Origin of the sequence: Methyloceanibacter methanicus (assembly GCF_001723285.1) — a bacterium.
In the GTDB taxonomy this organism is placed as follows: Bacteria; Pseudomonadota; Alphaproteobacteria; order Rhizobiales; family Methyloligellaceae; genus Methyloceanibacter; species Methyloceanibacter methanicus.
In genome coordinates this window covers 35685-58930 of the sequence record NZ_LPWG01000014.1, presented here as the reverse complement: position 1 = coordinate 58930, position 23246 = coordinate 35685, and the positions used below count along the sequence as shown (strand labels likewise).

The following is a 23246-nucleotide window of genomic DNA, read 5'->3' as shown; positions in this document are numbered from 1 at the left end:
GATGGCATCGAACCTGATCTTCACATCGGAGTCGGTGACCGCCGGCCATCCCGACAAGCTGTGCGACCAGATCAGCGATGCCGCCGTCGATGCGTTCCTGCGAGACGATGATCGCGCGCGCGTCGTGATCGAATGTGCGGTTGCCACCGGTGTCGTCTTCCTCGCCGCGCGCTTCACCGCCGACAGCGTGGTGGATATCCCGTCCCTGGCCCGCGACGTCATCAGAGACGCCGGCTATGTCGGACCCGACTTCGACGCCAGAAAGTGCTCGATCCTGACGAGCTTCACGGAGTTGCCGCGCGACATGCGCGAGGCCCCGCTCTCGGACATGGATGACGGCGCCATCGACCACTGGCCCGCCTACAACCAGGCCAATGCCTTCGGCTACGCGTGCCGCGAGACACCGGAATTGATGCCATTGCCGATCGTCCTTGCACACCGCTTGGCCCGCGCGTTGGACACCGCGCGCCGCGACGAGGTGGACTGGCTCACGCCGGACGGCAAGAGCCAGGTCTCGGTCGAGTACCATGACGACAAGCCGGTCCGAATCCATGCGATCTCGCTCACCGTCACCGAAGCCGACGAGGTCAAGACCGACGACGCCGATGCGTTCTTGCGCGGCCTTGTCGCGCAATGTTTCGACAGTGACGAACTCCAGCCCGACCGCGACACCGTGGTGCGCATCAATACCGGCATGGGCTACGAGACAGGCGGCCCCGCGCGGCATGCCGGTCTCACCGGGCGCAAGAACGGCGTGGACACCTATGGCGAGATTGCGCGGCAGAGCGGTGCGGCGCTGTCGGGAAAGGACCCCTCGCGCATCGACCGCACCGGCACCTATGCGGCGCGTCATGCGGCCAAGAACGTGGTTGCCGCTGGCCTCGCGAACCGCTGCGAGGTCCACCTCGCGTACACGATCGGGCAGGCGAGACCGCTGAGTATCGACGTCGAGACCTTTGGCACCGGACGCCTCGCCAACGAGACAATCGCGGCGCGCTTGACGCGCTGTCTCGACTTTCGGCCCGCTGCGATCGCCAAACGCTTCGGCCTGCGGACCCGGCCGGCCCAGTCCGCGACCGGGGTTTTTTCCGTCCGCTCGCCACCTACGGCCACTTCGGTCGCCCGGAGCTGGATCTGCCATGGGAAGCGCTCGACGCCGTGGACGCTTTGCGGGACTGAATCCTAGTCGCCCCCGTCTCCTCCGGCCTCTTCGATCGGACCGGGCGGCTGCAGCCAATCCGCCAACGCGGCCGCGTACCACGCCAGCGTCACCGCTTGCGGCAAGATCTGGCCTCTGGACACCTGCAGCAATGCCAACGCGCCGAAGCCCAGCGCCGCGAGAACATTTGGATCCAGCGAAAGCACCTCGGCTGGCGCGGTGACCCGGCCTACGCGGGTGGGATCCAGGGCGAAGAGCTGCACGTCACGCGCCGCCTTGGCGATGCGCTCCAGCGGCAGCTCATGGTGGATCACAATGCTGCCCGTGAGCGGGGTCACATCGGCCCGCAACACGCCCTGAAGCGTCGAGAGCCCCGAGGCGATCGCGGCGAAGAACACCGCATCGCCGCGCCGCGCCGGAATGCGCAAGCGGCACCGGCCCGGAATGGCATGGATCAGCTCGGCCTGAGGCAGCGAACTTTCGATGGACGGGGACTCAAGCGGCTGCACTTGGAGGACTCTCGGCGCTTGGGGGACTCTCGGTGCTCGGGGACCGCTCCGCGTCTTGGGACGCCTCCGTTGCCGGGAACGCAGGCTCGGCCACGTCCGTCTCAGGTGCCTCCGTCTCGGGCGCCGACGGCCCCGTTTGGACGGCCTCCTCATCCAGCTCAGCCCTCACTTCGGCGTAGAGGTCCTCCGCCGCCTCGGCAACCTCCGCGCCGCGCACTTGCGCCTCATGCAGGGCCGCGAGAGCAGTCTTCAATGCGGCTTTGGCCACAGGGCGCGCCTGCTGAACGAGCTGCGGCGCGAGGAGAGCTGCAGTCGCGGCGCCCGCGACGAATCCAACCGCCAAACCAAAGGGAAACATGACCGAACTCCAGATAGCTACTGCCGACGCCTGACTTTATAGCCGCCTACGATCGTTCAAAAGGTGCCTCTTGGCGCATATCAGACCGAGCCGAGAGATACCGCTTCTTAGGTTAATGCCAGCGCGGCATTGTCGCAGTCCCTAAACGCGTGGCCCGGCGGCTCGGGCTGGCTTTGGACATGGGGGCTCGCGGCGCGGGGTCTCGCTAAAGGGCCAAAGCAATTGCCACGCCCTCTCGACAACTTTTGTGCGGGCAGACATAGAGCCTTCAGCATGCCCCGAAAACTTGGCTTGGTCGCCGACTGCATCCGTCGAACCGGAGGGTTCACGCTAGGGTCATGCTGAGTTCGTAAAGTGTCATACAAAAATCAAAAACTAGGCACCGTGGGAGGATCACAATGAATCGGCCGACGACGCTATCTGACTCCACGAAAAAGGGGCTCCACGTCTATTTCGAAGAGAACCCCGAGGAGGCCGATCGCGTGGTCTTCGGCCGGGTGTCCCATGCGGACCGCCGCGGATTTTTGCGCGGCGCGGGACTGGCCACAATGGGCGCCTTGCTGGGTGCCGCAATCCCCTTTCATCGCTCCATGCCGTCCGGCCTCATCCCGGTCGCCCTGGCAGAAGACGACGTCCTCGTCGGCAAGGACGGTCTCGTCCTTCTCAACGACCGGCCGGTTAACGCCGAGACGCCCCCGCACCTGCTCGACTCGCCGATCACACCGAACGACCACTTCTTCGTGCGCAACAACGGCATCGTGCCACAAGACACGAGCGCCGACGGCTGGGAGCTCACGGTCGACGGGATGGTCGACAATCCCCTGAAACTGACGATCGCCGATCTCAAGAACGACTTCGAGGTGGTGAAGCTCGCGCTGGTGATCGAATGCGGCGGCAATGGCCGGGCCTTCTTCGATCCCCCGGCGAGCGGCAATCAGTGGACCTACGGCGCCGTCGGCTGCGCCTATTTCACCGGCGTTCGCCTCGCCGATGTCCTGAACAAGGCGGGCGCAAGGCCGGCGTCGTCTATACGGCCCATGAAGGCGCCGATGCGCATCTGTCGGGCGATGCCAGCAAGCTCCCGATCTCGCGCGGCGTTCCGATCGAAAAGGCCATGACCGAGAACGTGTTGATCGCCTTCGAGATGAACGACACGGCGCTGCCCGTGCTGAACGGCCAGCCGTTGCGTTTGGTCGTGCCCGGCTGGCCGGGTTCGTGCTCGCAAAAATGGCTCACGCGCATCTGGCTGCGCGACGTGGTGCACGACGGTCCGAAAATGACGGGTACGTCCTACCGCGTGCCGAAATATCCGGTGGAGCCCGGCCAGGACGTGCCCAAGGAGGACTTCGCCATTATCGAGCGCATGCCGGTCAAGTCGCTCATCACAAACCCGGCGACCAAGACCGACCTCTCCGGGAATGCAGTCGAAGTACGCGGCCATGCCTGGTCCGGCGACCGCACGATCGAGAAGGTCGAGATCTCGATCGACTTCGGCGCCACCTGGATGGCGGCGGAGCTTGAACCGCCCGTAAATTTCGGCGCCTGGCAGAACTGGAAGAAGACCGTGACGTTCCCGCAAGCCGGCTATTACGAGATCTGGTCACGGGCAACAGATAGCGAAGGCGTCTCCCAGCCCTTCGGCATCGCCTGGAACCCGAAAGGCTATCTCAACAACGCGATGCACCGGGTTTCCGTGCGCGTGGCGTGAGGGCCGCATGAGGTTGCATCGCATTGAGGGGCGCCTCGTCCCGCCGATCCTCGGTCTCGTCCTGCTCGCACTCGTCATCCCGGGTGCAGCGCAGGCGCAGACGCTCGGCGAGACCCTGGCCGCGGCCGATCCTGCCAAAGGCGAAACGGTATTCGCCGCCTGCCGGGCCTGCCACACGATCGAGGACGGCGGCGGCCCGCTGATCGGGCCCAATCTCTGGGGCGTCGTGGGACGCCCCGTCGCGCATGCCGAAGGCTTCAACTACAGCGAACCCCTCAACGCCCATGGCGGAACCTGGCAGGTCGACCGGCTGGACGCCTTCCTCCAAGACCCGCAGGCTGCGGTTCCGGGGAGCCTGATGGTGTTTCCCGGCGTGAAGAATCCGGGCGACCGCGCGAACCTGATCGCCTATCTCAACCAGAACAGTTCGAGCCCCCTGTCGCTCGCGGACGCGCCCGGTGCCGAGGTGGCCGCAGCCGCTCCCGCCGGGGGTTCCCGGAACTATGGCGGTCTTGTCGATGCCCCAGGGGTCGAGAAGACCTTCGCCTATTGTACCGCCTGTCACTCGGAAATGATCGTCGCGCAGCAGGGCAAGACGCGGAAGCATTGGGCCGATTTGCTCGAATGGATGGTCGAGGAGCAGGGCATGACGCCGATTGGGGAACCGGACATGTCGGTCGTTCTCGACTACCTCGCGGCCAATTACGGCGTGGACCGTCCGAATTTCCCGCAGCGCTAGCGGACCAAAACCGCTTTGTCGCTACGTTGCGGTGCGACTGGCGAGACCGCGCGGGTCTGGAGACCACCTGCGCGGTCTCGTGTAGTGTGCTCGGGGTATTGGAGCGGGCTCAGCCGTGTCTCTTTCTTTCAGGCGATCGACAGCACGCCCCGTTCGCAAACCATCTCGGACCCCACCGGCCGCCCAAATGCTCTCTGCAAGTGCCTTTCTTCGCTACTCAAAGCAGGGCTTGGCCCGCGTCTGGCGCCCCATTGCGCGTCTTCAGAGTCTCATCGCTTACGGCGCCTATTTGTTCTTGTGGTCGAAGATCTTCGTCATTAGATCGCCGCTCTCGGCCATCGACCCGGCCGCGCTGCGCCTCAAATCCGTCGCGCACCTGCCGCCAAAGCTGACCGTCACGGCCGCGGAGGAGAACGGCGCGCGCTGGTCCGAGGGCTTCGGAGCCGTCAATGGCGCCCTGTTCAGCAATTTGAGGGCAACCGGCCAGGCTTCCGCGGCGCGCATGCCCATCCAGCGCCATCCTTTCGCGCCGTCTATCTTTGGGACTCGGCCTTCATTGCCCAAATATGGAAGTGGTGGGACATGGACGTTGCCTGGGACATTCTCCGGTCGGTCATCGACGCCCGGCACGGCGACCGGCTACAGCACTTCACCTCGGACTTCGCCCGCTCGAGCTTCACGCAGCCGCCTCTTGTCGCATGGTCCTTGGAAAGGCTTTGTCGTCTGGCCGGCCCTGAACGGTCTAGCCCGTGGATCCGTCATTCCTACGAGCCTCTACGCCGCTATTTGGATTGGCTCAATGACCATCGGCGCCTGCCAAACGGTCTCTTCGCCTGGGCGCATCCTTATGAATCGGGCGCGAGAACGCCCCACGTTTCAGCACGCGCGACGAACGTCTCCTCGACGACACGACGAAACTCGCGGCACCCGACCTCTGCGCCTACATGGTTCTCAAATGCGAGGCGCTTGCGGGACTGGCGCGGCAAATTGGCCGCGACGACGAGGCCGCGGCTCTCGACGACGAAGCCGATGCCATCCGGGCAAAGGTCAACAACGAACTCTGGGACGCCGAGGAAGGTCTCTATTTCGACCGTCATGTCGAAAGCCGCACACTGGTGCGCAGCCGCACCATCGCTTCGCTCCTGCCCCTTTGGGCGGGTATTCCAGACCGGACGCAAGCGGAGCGGCTCGTCGGGCACATCATGGATCCCACCGGTTTCAACACGGTCATTCCACTTCCCTCCGTATCGATCGGCGACCCGGCATTCGAGAAGGACATGTGGCGAGGACCTGTCTGGCTGAATACGGCGTTCGCGGTGATCGAGGGACTCAAGCGCTACGGTTTCCATGACGTCGCGGCTGATTTCGCCTATCGCCTTTGCGAAGGTGTCTACCGTACCTTCGAGCACACCGGTCACTTTCACGAGTTCTACGACCCCGAACGCTACGATACAGTCGAGTTGCATCGCAAACGCGGGAACCGCTGGAAGCAGCTGACACTTGGATCGAAGCCGGTGACCGGTTTTGTCGGTTGGTCGGGGCTGGTGAACACGCTCGTGATCGAAGTGCTCTTCGGGCTTGAGCGCAAAGCGGAAGGATTGGTGATGGCGCCGCGGTTTCCGCCAGCGGCGAACGGGCTGGACTGGACGCTGTTGCTGCCGCAATTCGACCTGAACATAAGGCTCTCGGTTGAGCTGGGTGGAGGCGTACGCGGTGTCTGGAGCCGCGAGGGCGAGAGGCATAGCTTCGTCGCCGCATCCGGTGAACGCTTGTTGATCGGATCGGGACGTTCGCAATGAGATTCTGCGACATCACCATTGCCTACAATCGGGAGAGCGGCGGCATTCGCACCTATATCGATCAGAAGCGCCGCTATCTTCTCGAGAACACGGACGATGAACACCTGCTCATCGTACCGGGCGAATCCGATGGGATCGAAAGGGGCCCGCGAACAGCCACCATCTCGATCGCCAGCCCGCTATTGCCCGGGCAAGACACCTATCGGCTCTTCGTGCGCCCCGACAAAATTCTGGCGGCCTTGCGGGAAAGCGCTCCCGACATCGTCGAGCTCGGGAGTTACTACCTCGCGCCCTGGGCTGCCTGGGGCTACCGGCAAGGACTGCGAAACACCGGACTTGACTGCATCATCGGATGTTACTTCCACACCGACGTTGCGAATGCCTATGTCAACGCCCCTTTACGTTCCCTGTCGAAAGAGTGGGTCGAGCCCCATAGCGAGACCTTGGCTACCCTGGCGAACCAACTGACCCAGATCGCGGAGGTTGGCGCCGAGCGCTATATCGCAACGGTCTTCGGGCTGTGCGACCTCGCAATTGCTCCATCGCCGGCACAAGCCGCGCGGCTCGCCGAGTACGGGATCGACGAGGCCGAAGTCGTCCCCCTTGGCGTTGACCTTGAGCTGTTCGATCCTTGCCGGCGGAGCGAGAGCCTGCGATCGGCCCACGGGGCAAAGCCGGAAAGTCTGGTGCTCCTCTACGTGGGGCGCCTGTCGAACGAAAAGCGGGTCCTCTTGCTCGTGGAGGCGCTCAAACGCCTTCCCGAAGATCTTGAGCCCGTGCTTTGGATCGTTGGCCAAGGTCCGTTGCGGGACGCGTTGACCGATCTGGCGACCCGGACGCCCTCGCTCCATGTGCTCCCCTATTGCCACGACCGAAACGAACTTGCCCGCTTGATGGCGTCGGCGGATATCTACGTGAGCGCGGGCCCTTACGAAACCTTTGGTCTCTCCGTTATCGAGGCGCAGGCCTCGGGTGCGCCGGTTGTCGGCGTCAGAGCCGGGGCGCTCATAGACCGGGTGCCGGAGGGCCTCGGCTATCTCGGGCCCGTCGACGATGCCCAGGCCATGGCCGACAACATTGTCCGGGCGGCGGCGGAACGGGAAGCGATCGGCCGCCGAGCCCGTCGTCACGTGGAAACCCATTTCGCCTGGGATCGCACGTTTCGCCAATTGATGGCGCGCTACGAGACCAAGATTCGCGGGCTGTCAGCGCCCATCCCTTCGGCCCGCCACGGGGCCCATTCCACAGGCTGAGATCGAGACACTAGGGCCCTCCTGACAGTCTCAAGACTCAGCCTCGTTGCGACGAGGCGCATCAAGGGGATTGCGGATACTTCGGACGGATCCGCGACCGGCTGCTTGTGACCCAAAGCGAACGGTGTGCCGCTAATTGAACAGCCAAGTGAGGCGGCCCTTGACGGCGTTGTCGGCGACGGTGTCGGCATATTGGCCGGAATAGGAGACGCCGGCGCTGAGTTTGTCGCTGATAGCGAAGTCGACGCCCGCGTCCAGAAGCGCCGAGTCTTGCGCGAGTGGTACGCCGGTCACCTCGAAACCGAGCCCTGTGGTGGCGAAGGCGAGGCTTGCGCCGGGCGTCACGCCGTCGAAGGCATGGAGCCACGCGGCCGAGAGATGCGGGGTGATCTCAGTGTCGCCCCAGCTAAGCGTCTTCGCCGCGCGCAGGCCCACGGTCGTATAGCCCACGTCCTGGTCGAAGGAGGAGCCGCGGAGTGAGGCCTGCGGTCCGCCGCGTTCGCGGATGCCGTCCGAGTCCACGGACACATAGGCGAGACCGGCGAAGGGCTCGACACCGATAGAGGCAACTTGCGTCGGGTAGGCGATCTCGCCGAAGATCTGGCCGGTGCCGGCGTCGTAGTCGGCCTTCTGGCGCTCATAGAAGTTCGGGAACAGGACCGCCCGCGAGGTCTCGATCTCGTTCCAGGTCCACATGCCCCCGCCGCGCAAGGCAAGCGGTCCGACCATGCCGCCCGCATAGCCGCCCAGATGGTAGCTGTCCACGTCGGCACCGCTATAGCGGTCGTCCACGCTCACATTGGAGAACGAGGCGCCCGTCGCCACGCCCACCCGCCAGGTTCCGAAGAGTTGCGCGTCCATGCCGGAGACGAATCCGCCGAGATCGCGGCCGGCGCTCGCCGCATTCCCATTGCGGTCGAAGTCGCCCCAAGCGCCGAACGCCCGCGTCCAAAAGGCGAGCGGCGCGGACGCTGGCACCTCCACCAGAGACTTGCCGTCATATAGGTCCGCACCGCCAAGCATCATGGCCCCGCTGTCATAGGTGGCCATTTGCGGGCCGCTGGCCGACAAGGCCTCGCCCGAATGCCCGGCCTGCATCAGACGCCCCAACACCGCCTCGCGCACATAGCGGCTGTCGTCCACAAGCGTGCCGGCCACGGTCGCATGCACCTCGCCCGAGAGCGCGTTGAAAGCCTGCCGCGCACCCGCGACGGTTTGGGTCAGGACCGACCCGAACAGCGGGTTGCTTGTGGGGAAGGCATCGAGCGCATGGGCCACGTTGCACTGGTTCCGGGTCTGGGCCACCGAACAGAAACTCACATAGGTGGGCGCGCCGCCGCTCGTACCGCCGCCGCTCGTGCCGCCGCTGCTCGTGCCGCCGCCACTGGGACTGCCACCTGTCGTGCCACCGCTGCCACTGGTGCCGCCACTGCCGGTCGTTCCGCCACCGGTATTACCGCCGCCGCCCGTGGTCTTGCGGACCATCGTGAGCACCACGTCGTTGCCGTCGCCGGCCTTGTAGTTCACGCTCGGCGTCAGGAAGGCGAAGTTGGACGTCACTGACGAGAACGTGCCCGTCACCGCGTCGGCGCCGTCATTGTCGATGATCGTGTAGTCCGTGGTGGGATTGTAATTGCCGTTCTGGGCCATGACGCGCAAGACCGAACCGGTCAGGTTCACCGAGCCGCCGCTCCGCACCAGAACCTTATCGCTCTGGCCCGCCGCGTTCACCTCGACCTCGAAGATCGACCCCGACCCCAGCGTGAAGTTGCCGTTCACGGTCATGGTGCCGATGGAGTTGCCCGGGGCGAGCGTGCCATTCGTCACGGTCAGGCCGCCGAACGTGCCCGTGCCTTTCATGGTGCCACCCGTTTGCGAGAACGCTTCCGTCGTCGTGCCCGAGAAGCTCCAGGTGCCGCTCTCGACCCGGAAGGTCTCGAAGCTGCGGAACTGCTTCGTGTTCGTGCCGTCGTCGATGTCGCCGAGATCGAAAGTGTCCTCGCCCGTGCCGCCGAAGGCCAGCGTATCGGTGCCGTCGCCGGCGAGCACCGTGTTCTTGGCGCCGGCGGCGCCGTTCGTCGTGATTTGGAAGCCCGGCCGCAGCTCCAGCCGGTCGTTATAAGCATTGGTCTGATCGAACTCGACCGCACCGCCACCCCCGCCCTTCAGCGTACCCGACACGATCAGGGTCGTGGAGGCGCCGGTACTGGCGACGGCGAAGTCGTCGCCGTGCGGTCCCAGGCTGGTCACCGTGCCGGTCGAGGCCACCGTGATCCCGATGTCGCCTGCGTTGACACTTCGCGCATAGATGCCTTCGTCGGCGTTGCCGGTGACGCCGCCGCCGGTGGTGATCTTGATGGAGCCTTGGCCGAAATTGCGGGCGTCGATGCCCCTTGTACTGCCTTGGACCGTGCCGGGTCCCGTTTTCACCGTGATGTCGGTGCTGTTGGCGCCGCTGTTGAGCGCGTAGATGGCAGCCGATGCGTTACTGGTGACGTCGCCGGTGGTGGCGATGTCGATAAAGCCCGTGCCCCAATTATCGGCGCGGATGCCATTTCGCTGGCCTTGGACCGCGCCGGTCCCCGTGGTCACGGTGACGTTGTCGCCGACCGCCACAAATCGGGTGTTGTAAGCGAAGATGCCGTCAACGCTATTGCCGGTGACCATGCCCGCGCCGGTCTCGATCACGACGGAGCCTTGGCCCTTATTGCGGGCGTCGATGCCGTAGACGCCGCCTGTGACCGTGCCGGCCCCCGTGGTCACCGTGAGGTCGCCGGTGCCGCTCTTCCTGGCGTAAATGCCGCTCCGGCTGCCTTTGATCGTGCCCGACCCCGTTTTCACCGTAACGTAGGTGCCGGCCGCGGAGTTGTCCGCGGAGATGCCGTCACCGGGGATGACGGTGCCGGCGGTGACCGACGTACCCTGGACGCGATCATGACGGAGCCTGTGCCTTTGTTATAGGCTCCGATGCCGTTGCCGCCGCCAGAGACCGTGCCGGGCCCCGTGGTCACCGTGATATTGCTGCCGTTGCTGCCGTTGTACGCGCGGATGCCGTCGCGGTCGTTGCCGGTGACGTCGCCGTTGGCGGTGACAACGACGGAACCTTGGCCAAGATTGCGGGCGTGGATGCCGTAGTCGCCGCCTTCGACCGTGCCGGTGCCCGTTTTACCGTGAGGTCGCCGGTGCCGGCTTGGAAGCGCTGATGCCCTGTTGCCGCCGTGGACCGTGCCGGACCCGTGGTCACCGTGACGTGGGTGCTGTCGGGATCGAGGTTTTGCGCGAGGATGCCGATCCCGCCGCTAACGCCGGTACTGTTACCGGTGACGTTGCCGTTGGCGGTGACCTCGACAAAGCCTTGACCCTTGTTGAGGGCGTAGATGCCATTGTTGCCGCCATAGACCGTGCCGGCCCCTGTGTTCACGGTGATGTCGGTGCCATTGGCATCGTCGTTGACCGCGTGGATGCCGTTCGAGGTGTCGCCGGTGACGTCGCCGGTGGTGGTGATGTCGATGAAGCCACTACCGTCATTGCGTGTGTAGATACCGCGAGCGCCGCCGCTGATGTCTCCCCCGGTGTTCACGGTGATACTGCCATAATTGGCGCCGGAGTCGCCGGTTGACTTGATATAGAGACCCGTCACCGCCGCCGTCAGCGGCGACATGTGGTCGTCGGTATAGGAGAGGGCGCCGTCGCCGGTGATCGTAATGGCATTGCCGCCAGCCAAGGTCGTGTCCACGCCGAAGCCGAGGTTGGTGATGACCTCGGCGTCGTCGTGGTTGATGTTCTGCGTGGTTGTGTTAACGGCGGCACTGTCCGAGCAGTGATAGGTCGATGTGCCGGGCGGCAAGGTATCGAGAGTGCACGCCGCATAGGCCCGGTTGCCGTACCCCGTCAGCGCGCCCAGAAGGGTCGCCGTCGACAATAGCAACTGCCTGCGCCGGTCACGCGTACTCATCCGTTCCCCCTGTCGCCGCACCGGGCCCGGCAGCGCCGGAAAATCCATTCCGCCACTGATAGGATTTCAACCATTGTGGAGCCAATCAACAATAGGGACGCCCTTATTGCGGGTGGTGGACTCTATTTCCGCCTTCTGTTGCCGGAAGGCCACAGATTTGGTCTTGCTGGAGAGGCTTTCCGGACCGGGTGAAGGATGGCGTGAGAGCCGTCATTCGTTCCAGGGGCACCCGCCGGACGCGCAGCGCCCGCGCATGTATTCACAGCGGTAATAGACTTCACCCTGCACCCCCCACACGCTTGACCGCGCATCTTCAAGCACCCTAAGTGGTGGAGAGGCCAAACTGAAATTCAAAGGGGTGATGAGGTCTATTCAGCCCATGAATTTAAGAAAGCTGGACTTGAATCTGTTGCTGGTTTTCGACGCGATCTACGCCGAGGCCAGCATCACCCGCGCGGCGAAGAAGCTTGGAATAACGCAACCGGCGCTGTCCAACGCGCTGCGGCGCCTGCGCGATCATCTGGGCGATCCGCTTTTCGAACGCGAAGGACACGGGGTGGCGCCGACGCCGGAGGCACGGCGCTTGGCGCCGGGCATCCAAACGGCCTTGCGCTCCATCGACCGCGTGGTCTCCCGCGCCGAGGATTTCGATCCGGCCAGCGGCGCGCGCGAATTCTCGGTTATCGTCCCAGACGCGCTGGAGCCGCTGCTCATGCCGGCGCTGCTGAACGCGGCTTCACGGGAAGCGCCGAATGTCACCTTCGTCATGCGTCCGCTGTTCGCGGCGGGCATCGAGCAGCCCTTGTGCGACAAGACGGTCGATCTCGGCTTCTATCTCGAGGCGATCGACAACGAGGACATCCAATCGTCCTTCGTCACCGCGATGCCGATTTGTGTCGCCGTGCGTGCCGATCATCCCGTCTACAGGACGAAGGAGAGCTTCACGGCCGAGGATCTGTGCGAAGCCGGCTTTGTCGTGATCGACTCTGGGCTTCGTAAGATGACTCGCATCGAGCAGGCCATTCAGGCGCGCGGCCTGAGCCGGCGCGTGGTCTGCGCCGCACCCCGCATCTGGTCTTTGCCCTACATCGTCGCCGAAACGGATCTGGTGGCGACGGTGCCGCGCGTCCTCGGCGAGTACCTGGCGCCGAAGCTGAACCTCAAACTGTTCGACGTGCCGTTCGACCTACCAAACCAAGACTGGTACATGGTCTGGCACAAGGACTTCGACCTCGATCCGGCCCATGTTTGGTTGCGGCGGCAGGTCCTAGCCCTGTTCCACGACGCCTGACTCTTCTGCGACCGGATCGCCCGCGTCCGACGTCCGCTCCATGGCGACGCCCGCCAGGGCGAACACGACGATGCCGACGATGCCGGCGAACTGGACGGCGATCAGTCCCGCGCCGAGACCTGCGCCCTCCCCGCCCCAGGCTTCCGAGACGGCGCCGACGATCAGCGGCCCGAGCCCCATGCCGATCAGGTTCATGCCGAACAACAAGAGCGCCGAGCCGATGGGACGCTGCTTGAGATTCAGCCTGCCATGCAGCACCGCGATGGTGGGCGCGATATAGGCCGCGCCCAGCGTACACGGCACAAGCAACAGCAGAAGCGCACCGGCCTTCCCCGTGGCCAGCAGGCCGGCGATAGCGAACGGCTTGGCGATGAGCAGCAAGAGGCAGGGCACCCAAGCGATCCACCCCGCGTTGCGCATGGCAAGACGGTCCGCGAGCCGCCCGGCGAACATGGTGCCCATGGCGCCGGCGACGCCGATTGCGGCGGCAAGATACAGCCCGACCGCCGAAAGCGACATGCCATGCTCGCGCACCAGGAAAGTCGGCAACCAAGCGACCATGCCGAACGTGGTCACCGTGTTCAGGACAGTCGCGAGGAACATCAGGCGCATTGGCGCCGCGTGCCAGATCGTCGCCGCCGTCTGGCGCAGGAGCGCAACCCCCGGCACGGGAGGCGCCTCGCCCGCGCCCAACCGCTGCGTGGGCTCCGGGACCGTCAACCGGATGACCGCGGCAAGCAGCAGGCCCGGAACGCCCGCGAGCAACAGGGCTGCTCTCCAGCCGTAGTGTTGCGCGATCAAGCCGCCGCCGAGCAACGCGATCGCGACGCCGATATTGGCGCCCGACATGAACACGCCCATCGCGGAGGCCCGCTCGCCCGGCCCGTAGCGGTCCGAGATCACCGCATGACTTGCCGGCAGGGCCCCGGCCTCGCCGACGCCGACGCCCATCCGCGTCGCCAGAAGCTGCCAATAGCTCTGTGCGAGCCCGCTCAGCATCGTCATGGCGCTCCACAAGGCGATGGTGATGGCGATCAAATTGCGCCGGTTGTACCGCGTGGCGGCAAGCGCAAGCGGCAGGCCGAGCGTCGAAAAGAAAAGCGCGAAAGCGAGCCCCGAGAGCAGGCCGAGCTGCACGTCGTTCAAGGCGAACTCGCGTCCGATCGGTGCAAGCGTAATGGCAAGCACCTGACGGTCGAGATGGGCGATGACGAAATAGACAGTGAGAACGAGCAACGTGTACCGGCGCGAGGCGACGAGGTAACGGTTCAGCCAAGCTGGAGGCGGGGCGGTATCGGTTGGCACCTAAGTCATCTCGCGTCGCGGCGGAGCTCCGTTCGTACCACACCCAATTCGCTTGTGGCACCCATCTCGTAAGGCGACAACTTTCAAGTCATTGGGCGCCCGCGCCGTTGTGCCGTGTTATCCCGTCGACTAGACGGCTCGTTGAACAGCCCAGTGGGGCGGCGTTTGACGGCCTTGTCGCAGACGGTCCCGGCCGGTTGGCCGTGCCGGAACCCCAGCGAAGAGGTCTCTCGTTTCCGAATCCCTGATCTGAGGGAAAGAGAACCAAAGGACGCGTTTCACACGGCGTCGGCTCAGTCTGCGACACCAGCGCGTCTTCCTCCGTCTGCTCGGCTTTGACATAGGACGCCAAGGGCGCACAGGAACAGACCAGGTGGCGGTCGCCGTGGACGTTGTCGACGCGATTGACCGGCGGCCAGTATTTGTCGACGCGGAAGGCGCCCGCGGGAAAACACGCGCATTCGCGCGAATAGGGTCGCTGCCACTCGCCGATAAGGTCTTCGACCGTGTGCGGGGCATTCTTCAAAGGATTATCCGTGCGATGGTATCGGCCTTGCTCAATGGCCGAAGCCTCCTCGCGGATCGCGAGCATGGCGTCGCAGAACCGGTCCAGTTCCTCCTTGGTCTCCGATTCCGTCGGCTCGATCATCAACGTGCCCGGCACCGGCCAGCTCATCGTCGGCGGATGGAAGCCGCAGTCGATGAGCCGCTTGGCAATGTCATCGACGGTCACGCCCGCGCTCGCGTTCAGGGGACGGGTATCGATGATGCATTCATGCGCGACGCGTCCATGGCTGCCCGTGTAGAGCACGCCGTACGCCTCCGACAGCCGCGCAGCGATATAGTTCGCGCTCAGGATCGCGACCCGCGTGGCTTGCGTCAGTCCGGCCCCGCCCATCATCAGGAGGTAGCTCCAGGAGATCGCCAGGATGCAGGCAGAGCCGTAAGGCGCTGCCGACACCGTCATGGCATTGCCGCCGGTCTCGGGATGGCCCGGCAGGAACGGCGCCAGGTGCGCCTTGACCCCGATGGGCCCCATGCCCGGGCCGCCGCCGCCATGCGGAATGCAGAACGTCTTATGCAGGTTCAGATGGCCGACATCGGGGCCGAAATCGCCCGGCCGTGCGAGACCCACGAGAGCATTCATGTTCGCGCCGTCGAGATAGACCTGTGCCCCGTTCGCGTGCGCTATGTCGCAGATCTCGCGCAGCGTTTCTTCGAACACGCCATGTGTCGAGGGATAGGTGATCATCGCCGCGGCGAGGTTTGCCGCGTTTTCTTGCGCCTTGGTCCGGAAGTCCTCGAGGTCGATATTGCCGTGCGCGTCGGTCGCCACGACAACGACCTTGAAGCCGCACAGGGTGGCCGATGCGGGGTTGGTCCCGTGCGCCGAGGCCGGGATCAAGCACACGTCCCGATGATCGTCACCACGGGCCTTGTGGTAGGCGCGGATCGTGAGGAGCCCTGCGTACTCTCCTTGCGCACCCGAATTGGGCTGCATGGAGAAGGCGTCGTAGCCGGTAATCTGGCACAGCTTGTCCGAGAGGTCCGCGATCATCTCGGCGTAACCCAGGGCCTGATCGGCCGGCGCGAAGGGATGAATCTCCGCAAACTCGGGCCATGTGATCGGCTGCATCTCAGCCGTGGCGTTGAGCTTCATGGTGCACGAGCCGAGCGGGATCATGGCGCGATCCAGCGCCAGGTCGCGGTCGGCAAGGCGGCGCATGTAGCGCGTCATTTCGCTTTCGGCCCGGTTCATGTGGAATACGGGATGGGAGAGATAGGCGGACTGGCGGATCAGCGCGCGGGGCAGCCGGTACTCGGGATAGTCGTCGGAATAGACCAGCCTGTCTCCCCCGAACGCCCGCCAGACGGCTTCGAGCGTGGCGGGCCGCGTGCACTCGTCGACCGTGATGCCAACGCGATCCGTTCCCACCTTGCGCAGGTTGATGCCGTTGTCGACGGCATTCTTCATGACAAGCCCCTGATAGGGTCCGACCTCGACCGTGATGGTGTCGAAGAAGGCGCCGGGGCTGACCTTGAAGCCGAGCTGCTCGAGACCGTCGGCCAAACGTGCCGCCTTGCGGTGCACGCGCTCGGCGATTGCCTTGAGGCCCTTCGGGCCATGGAACACCGCATACATGGAGGCAATCACGGCGGGCAGGACCTGCGCCGTGCAAATGTTCGAGGTCGCGCTCTGACGCCGGATGTGCTGCTCGCGGGTCTGCAGCGCCAAACGGTAGGCGCGGTTTCCCCGCGAATCGATCGAGACGCCCACCAAACGCCCGGGCAACGCACGCTTATACGCGTCCTTGACCGCGATATAGGCGGCATGCGGCCCGCCATAGCCCATCGGCATGCCGAATCGCTGCATAGAGCCGACAGCGATGTCGGCGCCCATCTCGCCCGGCGGTTTCAGCAGTGCGAGCGCGAGCGGATCGGCCGCAACGACGGCTAACGCCTGGGCCTCGTGCAATTTGGCAATGACATCGGAGAAGTCGTGGAACGCGCCCTCCACGCCGGGATACTGGAACAGTGCGCCAAAAACGGTCTCGGGCCGCAAGTCCTTGAACGGATCGCCGACGACGATCTCCCAGCCGAGCGGCTCGGCGCGCGTCTCCAGGACCGCGATGGTCTGCGGCAGGCACTGCGCATCGACAAAGAACGCGTTCGCTTTCGACTTCGTGACCCGATGCGCGAGCGCCATGGCCTCGGCTGCGGCCGTCGCCTCGTCGAGCAGCGAGGCATTGGCGATGTCGAGCGCCGTCAGGTCGGCGACCAGCGTCTGGAAATTGAGCAGCGCCTCGAGCCGCCCCTGACTGATCTCAGGTTGATAGGGCGTGTAGGCCGTGTACCAGGCCGGGTTTCGAGGATGTTGCGTTGGATGGCGGGGGGCATGATCGTGCCGTGATAACCCTGGCCGATGAGTGAAGTCAGGACACGGTTCTTGTTGGCCGTCTCGCGCAAGCGATCGAGCGCGCCGCGCTCGGAGAGCGGCCGGCCGAAGTCGAGCGGCTCCGACTGACGAAGATCCGCCGGCACGGTTTCCGCGATCAGCCCATCGAGGTTGCCTGCGCCCACGACCTCGAGCATCGCCGCCATCTCCTCCGGAGAGGGCCCGATATGCCGGCGGTTGGCGAAGTCGTACGGCTCGTAACTCGTTCTTCCGGGTGCCATGACGTGTTCCATTCAGCCGATGAGCTCCTTGTAGGCGGCCTCGTCCAGGAGACCGTCGATGGCGCCCAAGTCCGAGAGCTTCAACTTGTAGAACCAGCCGTCGCCTTCCGGAGTGGCGTTCACGATCGAGGGGTCATCCACGATGGCTTGGTTGGTTTCCACCACCTCACCGGACAGCGGCGCGTAGACGTCCGAGGCGGCCTTGACCGATTCAACGACGGCGGCCTCCTGCCCCATGTCGAGCTTGGTGCCGAGGTCGGGCAGTTGTACGAAGACCAGGTCGCCGAGTTGCTCCGCCGCGTGGGCTGTGATGCCCACCGTCGCCACGTCTCCATCGATCTTCAGCCATTCATGATCCTTGGTGTATTTCAGCAAGATCGCCTCCTTGCGGGCTCACCCGCGTTTGTACCGATGCTCAACGAAGGGGAGAGGCGTGACAACGGCCGCCAGCCGCGTGCCGCGAACCTCGGCAAACAATTGGGTGCCGGCCTCTGAAAGCGCGGCGGGGACGTAGGCCATGGCGATGGGCCGATCGAGGCTTGGGCCGAACCCGCCTGAGGTTACGTGACCGATTTTGCGCCGCCCCGATCTCGTCCGCGAACAGCGGTGCTCCGGCGCGGACAGGGGCGCGGCCTCAGGCAACAACCCCACGCGATGCATGGCCGTGCCTTTCGCCAGCTCGCCGAGAATGACTCCGGCGCCCGGGAAGCCGCCGGTCCGTTGCCCCTTCTCGCGTCGCGCCGGCGAAATGGCCCAAGACAAGCCGGCCGTCACAGGCGAGGTCGCCGCGTCGAGGTCGGCGCCATACAGACACAATCCGGCTTCGAGCCTCAGCGTATCGCGCGCGGCGAGACCCGCCGGCGCCACGTCCGGGTTCTCCAGCAGACCTTCCGCGATCTCACGCGCGACATCCGGCGGCGTGGAGATCTCGAAACCGTCCTCGCCGGTGTAGCCGGAGCGGGACACAACGCACGTGGCGCCCATGATCGTCATTTCACGCACGTCCATGAAACGCATCCGGGCACAATCGGGCGCGAGGCGCGCCAGCGCGGCTTCCGCCTTCGGTCCCTGCAATGCGATCAAGGCACGGTCCGTCGCTTCGATGGCACAGTCCGCCGAAAGCGCGTCGCGCAAGAGTGCCAGGTCCTGCTCTTTGCAGGCGGCATTGACGACGAGGAGATAACGATCGCCGAGGTTGGCGACCATCAGGTCATCGAGAATGCCGCCCCGATCATTCGTGAAGAACGTGTAGCGTTGCCGCCCCGGCCCCAAACCCACGATGTCGGCGGGAACGAGGCGCTCGAGAGCTTGCGCGGCATCGGCCGGGGCGCCCGACTTCGCGCGCACCAGGATCTGACCCATATGCGAGGTGTCGAATAGACTTGCCGCGGCGCGCGTATGCCTATGCTCCTTTAGAACACCCGCCGCATAGTTGAGCGGCATGTCGTAGCCGGCGAACGGCGCCATGCGAGCGCCCAGCGCCAAATGCAGCGCGTGCAGTGGCGTTCGCTTCAATGCAGCCGGCGATTCGTTGGCGACGTTGACACTCATGCAGAGGCTCCATGAACTCGCCGCCGGCGAAATCCCGCCGGCAAGAGCCCCCTCTGTCGCGAAACCTGAAAGATTCGGCGCATGCCCTAAAGGGATACGGCGCCTTCTCCTCTTCGGTGGGTCACGGAAATCTGACCGCTTTCCAGAGTGTCAGTATGCCTTGCGGTCCTTGTTGCCTGAGAGTTTCCGGGGCGGTTGCTCCTTCGGCGCGGGGGTTAGCCGGTCTCTTCCGCAAGACAGCGGTGACTTCTACACAATGGTGATTCCGGGTCACGAGGTCAACCGCGCGCGATGCCCAATTGTTCGGCAGGCAGCCGCTTTCGGGAGAGACGCTGTCGCACAGTCACTGCGTGGAGAATTCGGCTCTGCCGGCATTGCCGGCTTGAATGTCATCCTGTGAGCCCGAAGCCATCTGTCCCGACCGCACCGACACCACGGACGAGACTTGCGACCGCGAGGTCGACCTGGCGTACGATCTCGGGTACGGCCGTCATTTCCCAAAGCGATCCCTGGCACAACGGGCCAAGCGCATAGAGTCCGGGCATCGGCATGTCCCGTGCGCCCAGCAATTGCCCGTCCGGATTCACCGCCAGGCCCAGATTGTGCGGGTCGGCGCGCGCGAGGCCCTGTTCGATCAAACTGCCGACGAACGGCGCGCGTATGTCCGGTTTGTGGCCCCTACAATCGAAGGCCAAATCGGCCGTCAAAGTCTCGCCCTTAGACGCGCCGTGACGCCTCAGGTTTACGGCGAAGCCGGTCCCCGATCTTTGGACGCCAAGCACCCGCGCACGGAGAAGGCTCGAGCGGCCCTGTTCCAACTCGAGATGAAGCTGGCGGTATATCTCCGGCGGGAGCCTGTGACGATGCGTATCCCAGAAGGGCCGCACATGACGGAGGAACCGCGACTGTTCTGTGGGATCAAGACCCTGCCAGATGGCCGAAATCGTCGGCCGCAGTCCATTGATCACGGCCTGCCAGGCGTCCCATAAGCCTCTGCGGCCTCGCACGCGATGCGTATCGAGGCCGTGAGCCGGGCAAGGCTCTTCGTCTTGGGGAGCGCCATCTCCTTCGGCACGACGCCTTGGCCGCGTGCTCGCGAGGGATTTGACCGCGGCGCGAGAGGATCGTCGCCTCCCCCGCAAATCCTTCGCGGCGCGCGTTGAGCAGCACGTCCACCATGGTCAGGCCCGAGCCGATCAGAACCATGGACCGTGCGCCGGCGAATTGGTCCGTGGACACGAATCCGAATGGAGGTAGCGACTCCTGTCCTGATGCGGTGGATGCACCATAGCCGGTAGCAACGACGACCACGTCCGCCTCGACCGTTCCCGCCCGGTCCGTGCGAATACGGAATCCCGTTCCTTTGCGGCTGCACGCGACGGCGCTCGCCGCCACGATATCGAATTGGACGTCGGGACGGCGAGCAATTGTCTCGTTGAGCCGCTGACGCACATATTCTCCGAACAGCTGCCGCGAGAAGAAGGCGTGGTTCACGCCTTCCAGCAGCCCCACGTCGTCTTCGCCTTGGTCCAAATGCCGGAAAGCCCAAGTCGAAAAGTCCCCGGGCCTATCGGCACACACCGAGAGGTCCCTCGCCCGCACGTTAAGAAGGTGCATCGGATCGTGGCTGCCATAGGCAATGCCACGCCCAAGAGATCCGGTCGGCTCGATTATCACCAGGCGAAACGGCCGTTCGATGTGCCGCAGACAGGCAATCGCGGCGGCGGCACCGGTGAAGCCCCCACCGACCACGCAAATATTGATTTCATGCTGCATCAGTCTGGGCCGCCGTGCGGAGATTGCCGGTATGCGAGGTCCCAAGCCGGGTGCGAAGGCATCGCCGCGGAGAGCAACATCGCACCCGCAATGGCAGCGAGAAGAAAAGCGAATGCGGCCACCAGGCTGGTTGCCCGATTTGCAAGACGCCGCACGCGGAATTCGATCGTCTCCGCGGCAACGCTCTCTCCGAAATGACAGGCACAGACCAACGCGTGAAGCTGCCAATGGGACAGACGAAAGAATCGTACAGCTTCGCCAAAGCTGTCTCCGTGCAGACCCGCTGACGAGAGGACCGGATCTTCAGCCGCCACGCTCAGAGGCGAGTCTCGCATGCGCGCTCTCAGGCGCTGCGTCCGCGGTTCGTGTTCAATGCCTCTGAAGGTACGGAGCAGCCTGCCTCTGTGGCGTTCCAAGGCATACGCCCACCTCAACAGGCGTTGTCTCTTGGAGAGGCTCTGTGAGCAAACCACCCGCGCCACCGGTTTGAGTTCGTCGCGAGACCAGTGTTTCATGACACGCTCCTAACGCTCCTTAGTCGTAGGCAAGGTTCAGCGTGGCTTGCTCACGGGCGTCTACCAGCTGCGCATCGCCAAGCCGGGGCCCGCCATACGCTGCCTCCGCGAGATAATCGTGGGCGGTCTGAATGAGACGGGCCTGCACCTCGCCGTCGTCCGCCAGCCGGGCCAGTCGACGGCACAGCTCCGATTGCTGTCGCTTACGCTCTGCAATGAACATGTCGCTTCTCCTTTTCCGACAAAAATGGGCTTCCATTCCGCACTCGACCCGCCTGCCCTCACACGAGTCACTCAAACGGCAGGCGTGGTAACCATCGTTGGCGAGGATCGAGACATCCCTCGCAGTTGGACAACGCCAACAACCCACTCACTGTCCCTTCGGTGCGATGAGTTCGTCGAACACGCCTCCGGACGCGAAGTGGGTCTTCTTGACTTCGCTCCATGGCCCGATGAGTTGTTCGACATCGAAGGTCTCAATCTCGGGAAATTTCGAGGCGTACTTCTTTCCGACACCGGGATCGCGCGGCCGGAAGTTCTGCTTTGCGATCACCTCCTGCGCCGCCGGCGTGTACAGGTAGGTCAGATAGCCCTCAGCCAGCTTTCGGCTCCCATGCTTCTCGACGACCGTATCGACCACCGCAACCGGCGGGGCCGCTTCCACGCTGGTCGAGGGATAGACCACGTCGAACTTGTCCGAGCCCAGCTCCTTGCCGATGAGAATCGCCTCGTTCTCAAAGGTCACCAGCACGTCGCCAATGTCGCGCTGGGTGAACGTCGTGGTCGCCCCTCGTCCGCCCCCGTCGAGAACCGGCACATTCTCGAACAGCTTTGTCACGAATGCCCGCGCATCGGCCTCGGTCCCACCCTTGAGCAACGTGTCTCCCCAAGCGGCGAGATAGGTGTAACGGCCGTTACCGGACGTCTTTGGATTGGGCACGATGACTTGAACGTCGTCGCGAATGAGGTCTTTCCAGTCCTTGATGTTCTTCGGATTGCCTTTGCGAACCAGGAACACGGAAATTGTGGTGTAGGGCGATGCGTTGTTCGGGAACTTCTCGCGCCAATCCTTCGAAACCAAATCGCCTTCGGCGAGGATGTCGATGTCCGTGGCTTGGTTCATGGTCACTACGTCCGCCTCCAGACCGTGGAGCACCGACGTCGCTTGCTTGCTCGACCCGCCATGGGACTGATCGACCGTCACCGTCTCTCCGGTCTTGGCCCTCCAGTCAGCTACGAAGTTGGGATTGATCTCCTTGTAGAGCTCGCGCGACACGTCGTACGACGCATTGAGGATCGACGTTTGTGCCTTGGCTGCCTGGACCGTGGTGAGGGTGAAGGCGGCGGCGAGTGCCATGCCGATGAGGTGCTGGTGTTGCATGGTCTGCTCCTTATTGTGCGGGATGGGGTGCCGCATCGCGCTCGATAGGCGCGACGTGGGAACCCGATTTCTGTCTGACGTGCGGGAGGCGGAAGCGTGCGACGTGCGGCGCGTTCCGAAGCAGTCGGGCAGCGAGTTCCAACCCGCGTGGCCACGGCCCATAGCCGCTCGCGGCGTTGATGTGCCCGCCTTCCCCGGCGTGAACGAGTTGCGCGCCCCAGGCCCTTGCGAGCTTCGTCGCCCGCTCGATCCGCAGATAGGGATCGTTCGTGCTGGCGACGACGATGGAGGGGAACGGAAGACGTGCGTCGGGAATCGGGGCGAAACCCGGGGCTATTTCGCGCAGAGCGGCGCTCTCGTCCGCATCCGCAGGCGCGACAATCAGAGCGCCCCGGATGTTCAATTGCGGCCGGGCCCGCGCCAGGAGGGGGATGAGCGTAGCCCCAAGGCTGTGTCCGACCAAAATGGAGTCCGGATTTTCGCTCACTGCGGCTGCGAGTCGATCGACCCAGGCCGAAGCATCAGGATTGGCCCAATCGTGCTGCGCGACAATGCTCGCGGCGGGGTCGCATGCCAGCCACCATTGCTGCCAATGGCCCTGCTCCGAACCGCCGAGGCCAGGGATCAGTAACTTCTTTGCCATGTGGTCCTCCTCATGATCTGCGCCAGGGGACCGGCTCTGCGGCCCCCGGACTGACACGAAGGCTAGGCGGACCAGGCTGTGTCCGTCGACGTATATACTACTAAATCGGTAGAGATTTAGTAGATTA

19 protein-coding genes, 2 pseudogenes and 1 riboswitch are annotated in these 23246 nt (G+C 64.4%); of the genes and pseudogenes, 7 read left to right on the top strand and 14 right to left on the bottom strand.

The window, feature by feature from the left end:
• The first annotated feature begins 1 nt into the window (after window position 1).
• Entirely contained in the window at window positions 2-1186 is a 1185-nt protein-coding gene (gene metK, locus AUC68_RS13960) for a methionine adenosyltransferase (protein ID WP_244500539.1), read from the top strand.
• On the opposite strand, the gene AUC68_RS13955 is transcribed toward metK, so the two are convergent.
• Window positions 1183-1668 (bottom strand): hypothetical protein, encoded by a 486-nt coding sequence (locus AUC68_RS13955; protein WP_193407095.1) that lies wholly within the window; start codon window positions 1666-1668, stop codon window positions 1183-1185. The two genes, metK and AUC68_RS13955, sit on opposite strands and share 4 nt — an antisense overlap.
• Window positions 1655-2026: a hypothetical protein gene (locus tag AUC68_RS13950; RefSeq protein WP_069438223.1), complete on the bottom strand. Its 372-nt coding sequence runs from the start codon at window positions 2024-2026 to the stop codon at window positions 1655-1657. The genes AUC68_RS13955 and AUC68_RS13950 overlap by 14 nt, the downstream gene beginning before the upstream one ends.
• A 398-nt stretch (window positions 2027-2424) precedes the next feature.
• Here AUC68_RS13950 and AUC68_RS18215 point away from each other — a divergent pair.
• From AUC68_RS18215 to AUC68_RS13940, 3 genes and pseudogenes are all read left to right on the top strand, one after another.
• Window positions 2425-3236 (top strand): annotated as a pseudogene (locus AUC68_RS18215) (molybdopterin-dependent oxidoreductase); the annotation flags it as partial.
• Window positions 3237-3302: 66 nt separating this feature from the next.
• Window positions 3303-3734 (top strand): molybdopterin-binding protein, encoded by a 432-nt coding sequence (locus tag AUC68_RS18210; protein ID WP_425283238.1) that lies wholly within the window; start codon window positions 3303-3305, stop codon window positions 3732-3734.
• A gap of 7 nt (window positions 3735-3741) precedes the next feature.
• A complete protein-coding gene (locus AUC68_RS13940; protein ID WP_069438222.1) occupies window positions 3742-4473 on the top strand; it encodes a c-type cytochrome in 732 nt (243 codons plus the stop codon).
• 285 nt (window positions 4474-4758) lie between these two features.
• Here AUC68_RS13940 and AUC68_RS13935 read toward each other — a convergent pair whose 3' ends face one another.
• On the bottom strand, window positions 4759-4983 hold the full coding sequence (locus AUC68_RS13935; RefSeq protein WP_069438221.1) for a hypothetical protein: 225 nt from the start codon (window positions 4981-4983) through the stop codon (window positions 4759-4761).
• Between the two features lie 341 nt (window positions 4984-5324).
• On the opposite strand from AUC68_RS13935, the gene AUC68_RS13930 reads away from it, so the two are divergent.
• Window positions 5325-6272 (top strand): MGH1-like glycoside hydrolase domain-containing protein, encoded by a 948-nt coding sequence (locus tag AUC68_RS13930; RefSeq protein ID WP_083240762.1) that lies wholly within the window; start codon window positions 5325-5327, stop codon window positions 6270-6272.
• Window positions 6269-7525, top strand: coding sequence for a glycosyltransferase (locus tag AUC68_RS13925; protein ID WP_069438219.1), 1257 nt, complete (start codon window positions 6269-6271; stop codon window positions 7523-7525). The genes AUC68_RS13930 and AUC68_RS13925 overlap by 4 nt, the downstream gene beginning before the upstream one ends.
• A gap of 132 nt (window positions 7526-7657) precedes the next feature.
• Here the strand turns inward: AUC68_RS13925 and AUC68_RS13920 are convergent, their stop codons facing one another.
• Together AUC68_RS13920 and AUC68_RS13915 are read right to left on the bottom strand one after the other, a co-directional pair.
• Window positions 7658-10366 (bottom strand): autotransporter family protein, encoded by a 2709-nt coding sequence (locus AUC68_RS13920; protein WP_069438218.1) that lies wholly within the window; start codon window positions 10364-10366, stop codon window positions 7658-7660.
• Between the two features lie 166 nt (window positions 10367-10532).
• The gene (locus AUC68_RS13915; protein ID WP_069438217.1) at window positions 10533-11528 is read right to left on the bottom strand and encodes a hypothetical protein; all 996 of its coding nucleotides are present in this window, start codon (window positions 11526-11528) and stop codon (window positions 10533-10535) included.
• Window positions 11529-11880: 352 nt separating this feature from the next.
• Between AUC68_RS13915 and AUC68_RS13910 the strand changes: the two genes are divergently transcribed.
• On the top strand, window positions 11881-12771 hold the full coding sequence (locus tag AUC68_RS13910; protein ID WP_158008324.1) for a LysR family transcriptional regulator: 891 nt from the start codon (window positions 11881-11883) through the stop codon (window positions 12769-12771).
• Here the strand turns inward: AUC68_RS13910 and AUC68_RS13905 are convergent.
• From AUC68_RS13905 to AUC68_RS13860, 9 genes and pseudogenes are all read right to left on the bottom strand, one after another.
• Complete coding sequence (locus tag AUC68_RS13905) at window positions 12748-14076, bottom strand: spinster family MFS transporter (protein ID WP_083240760.1); 1329 nt, start codon at window positions 14074-14076, stop codon at window positions 12748-12750. The two genes, AUC68_RS13910 and AUC68_RS13905, sit on opposite strands and share 24 nt — an antisense overlap.
• A 325-nt stretch (window positions 14077-14401) precedes the next feature.
• A pseudogene (gene gcvP / locus AUC68_RS13900) lies at window positions 14402-17265 on the bottom strand (aminomethyl-transferring glycine dehydrogenase); the annotation flags it as partial.
• On the bottom strand, window positions 17266-17628 hold the full coding sequence (gene gcvH, locus AUC68_RS13895) for a glycine cleavage system protein GcvH (protein WP_069438214.1): 363 nt from the start codon (window positions 17626-17628) through the stop codon (window positions 17266-17268).
• Between the two features lie 18 nt (window positions 17629-17646).
• Entirely contained in the window at window positions 17647-18804 is a 1158-nt protein-coding gene (gene gcvT / locus AUC68_RS13890; RefSeq protein ID WP_244500538.1) for a glycine cleavage system aminomethyltransferase GcvT, read from the bottom strand.
• Window positions 18805-18957: 153 nt separating this feature from the next.
• Window positions 18958-19046, bottom strand: a riboswitch (glycine riboswitch).
• A gap of 147 nt (window positions 19047-19193) precedes the next feature.
• On the bottom strand, window positions 19194-19511 hold the full coding sequence (locus tag AUC68_RS16565) for an FAD/NAD(P)-binding protein (protein WP_141701295.1): 318 nt from the start codon (window positions 19509-19511) through the stop codon (window positions 19194-19196).
• Between the two features lie 211 nt (window positions 19512-19722).
• A complete protein-coding gene (locus AUC68_RS13880; protein ID WP_069438212.1) occupies window positions 19723-20580 on the bottom strand; it encodes an FAD/NAD(P)-binding protein in 858 nt (285 codons plus the stop codon).
• Between the two features lie 534 nt (window positions 20581-21114).
• Window positions 21115-21318 carry a hypothetical protein gene (locus AUC68_RS13870; RefSeq protein ID WP_141701294.1) on the bottom strand — a complete coding sequence of 68 codons (204 nt, stop codon included), beginning with the start codon at window positions 21316-21318 and terminating at the stop codon, window positions 21115-21117.
• A gap of 147 nt (window positions 21319-21465) precedes the next feature.
• A complete protein-coding gene (locus AUC68_RS13865; RefSeq protein WP_069438449.1) occupies window positions 21466-22476 on the bottom strand; it encodes a sulfate ABC transporter substrate-binding protein in 1011 nt (336 codons plus the stop codon).
• A gap of 10 nt (window positions 22477-22486) precedes the next feature.
• On the bottom strand, window positions 22487-23119 hold the full coding sequence (locus tag AUC68_RS13860) for an RBBP9/YdeN family alpha/beta hydrolase (protein WP_069438209.1): 633 nt from the start codon (window positions 23117-23119) through the stop codon (window positions 22487-22489).
• Between the last annotated feature and the right edge of the window lie 127 nt (window positions 23120-23246).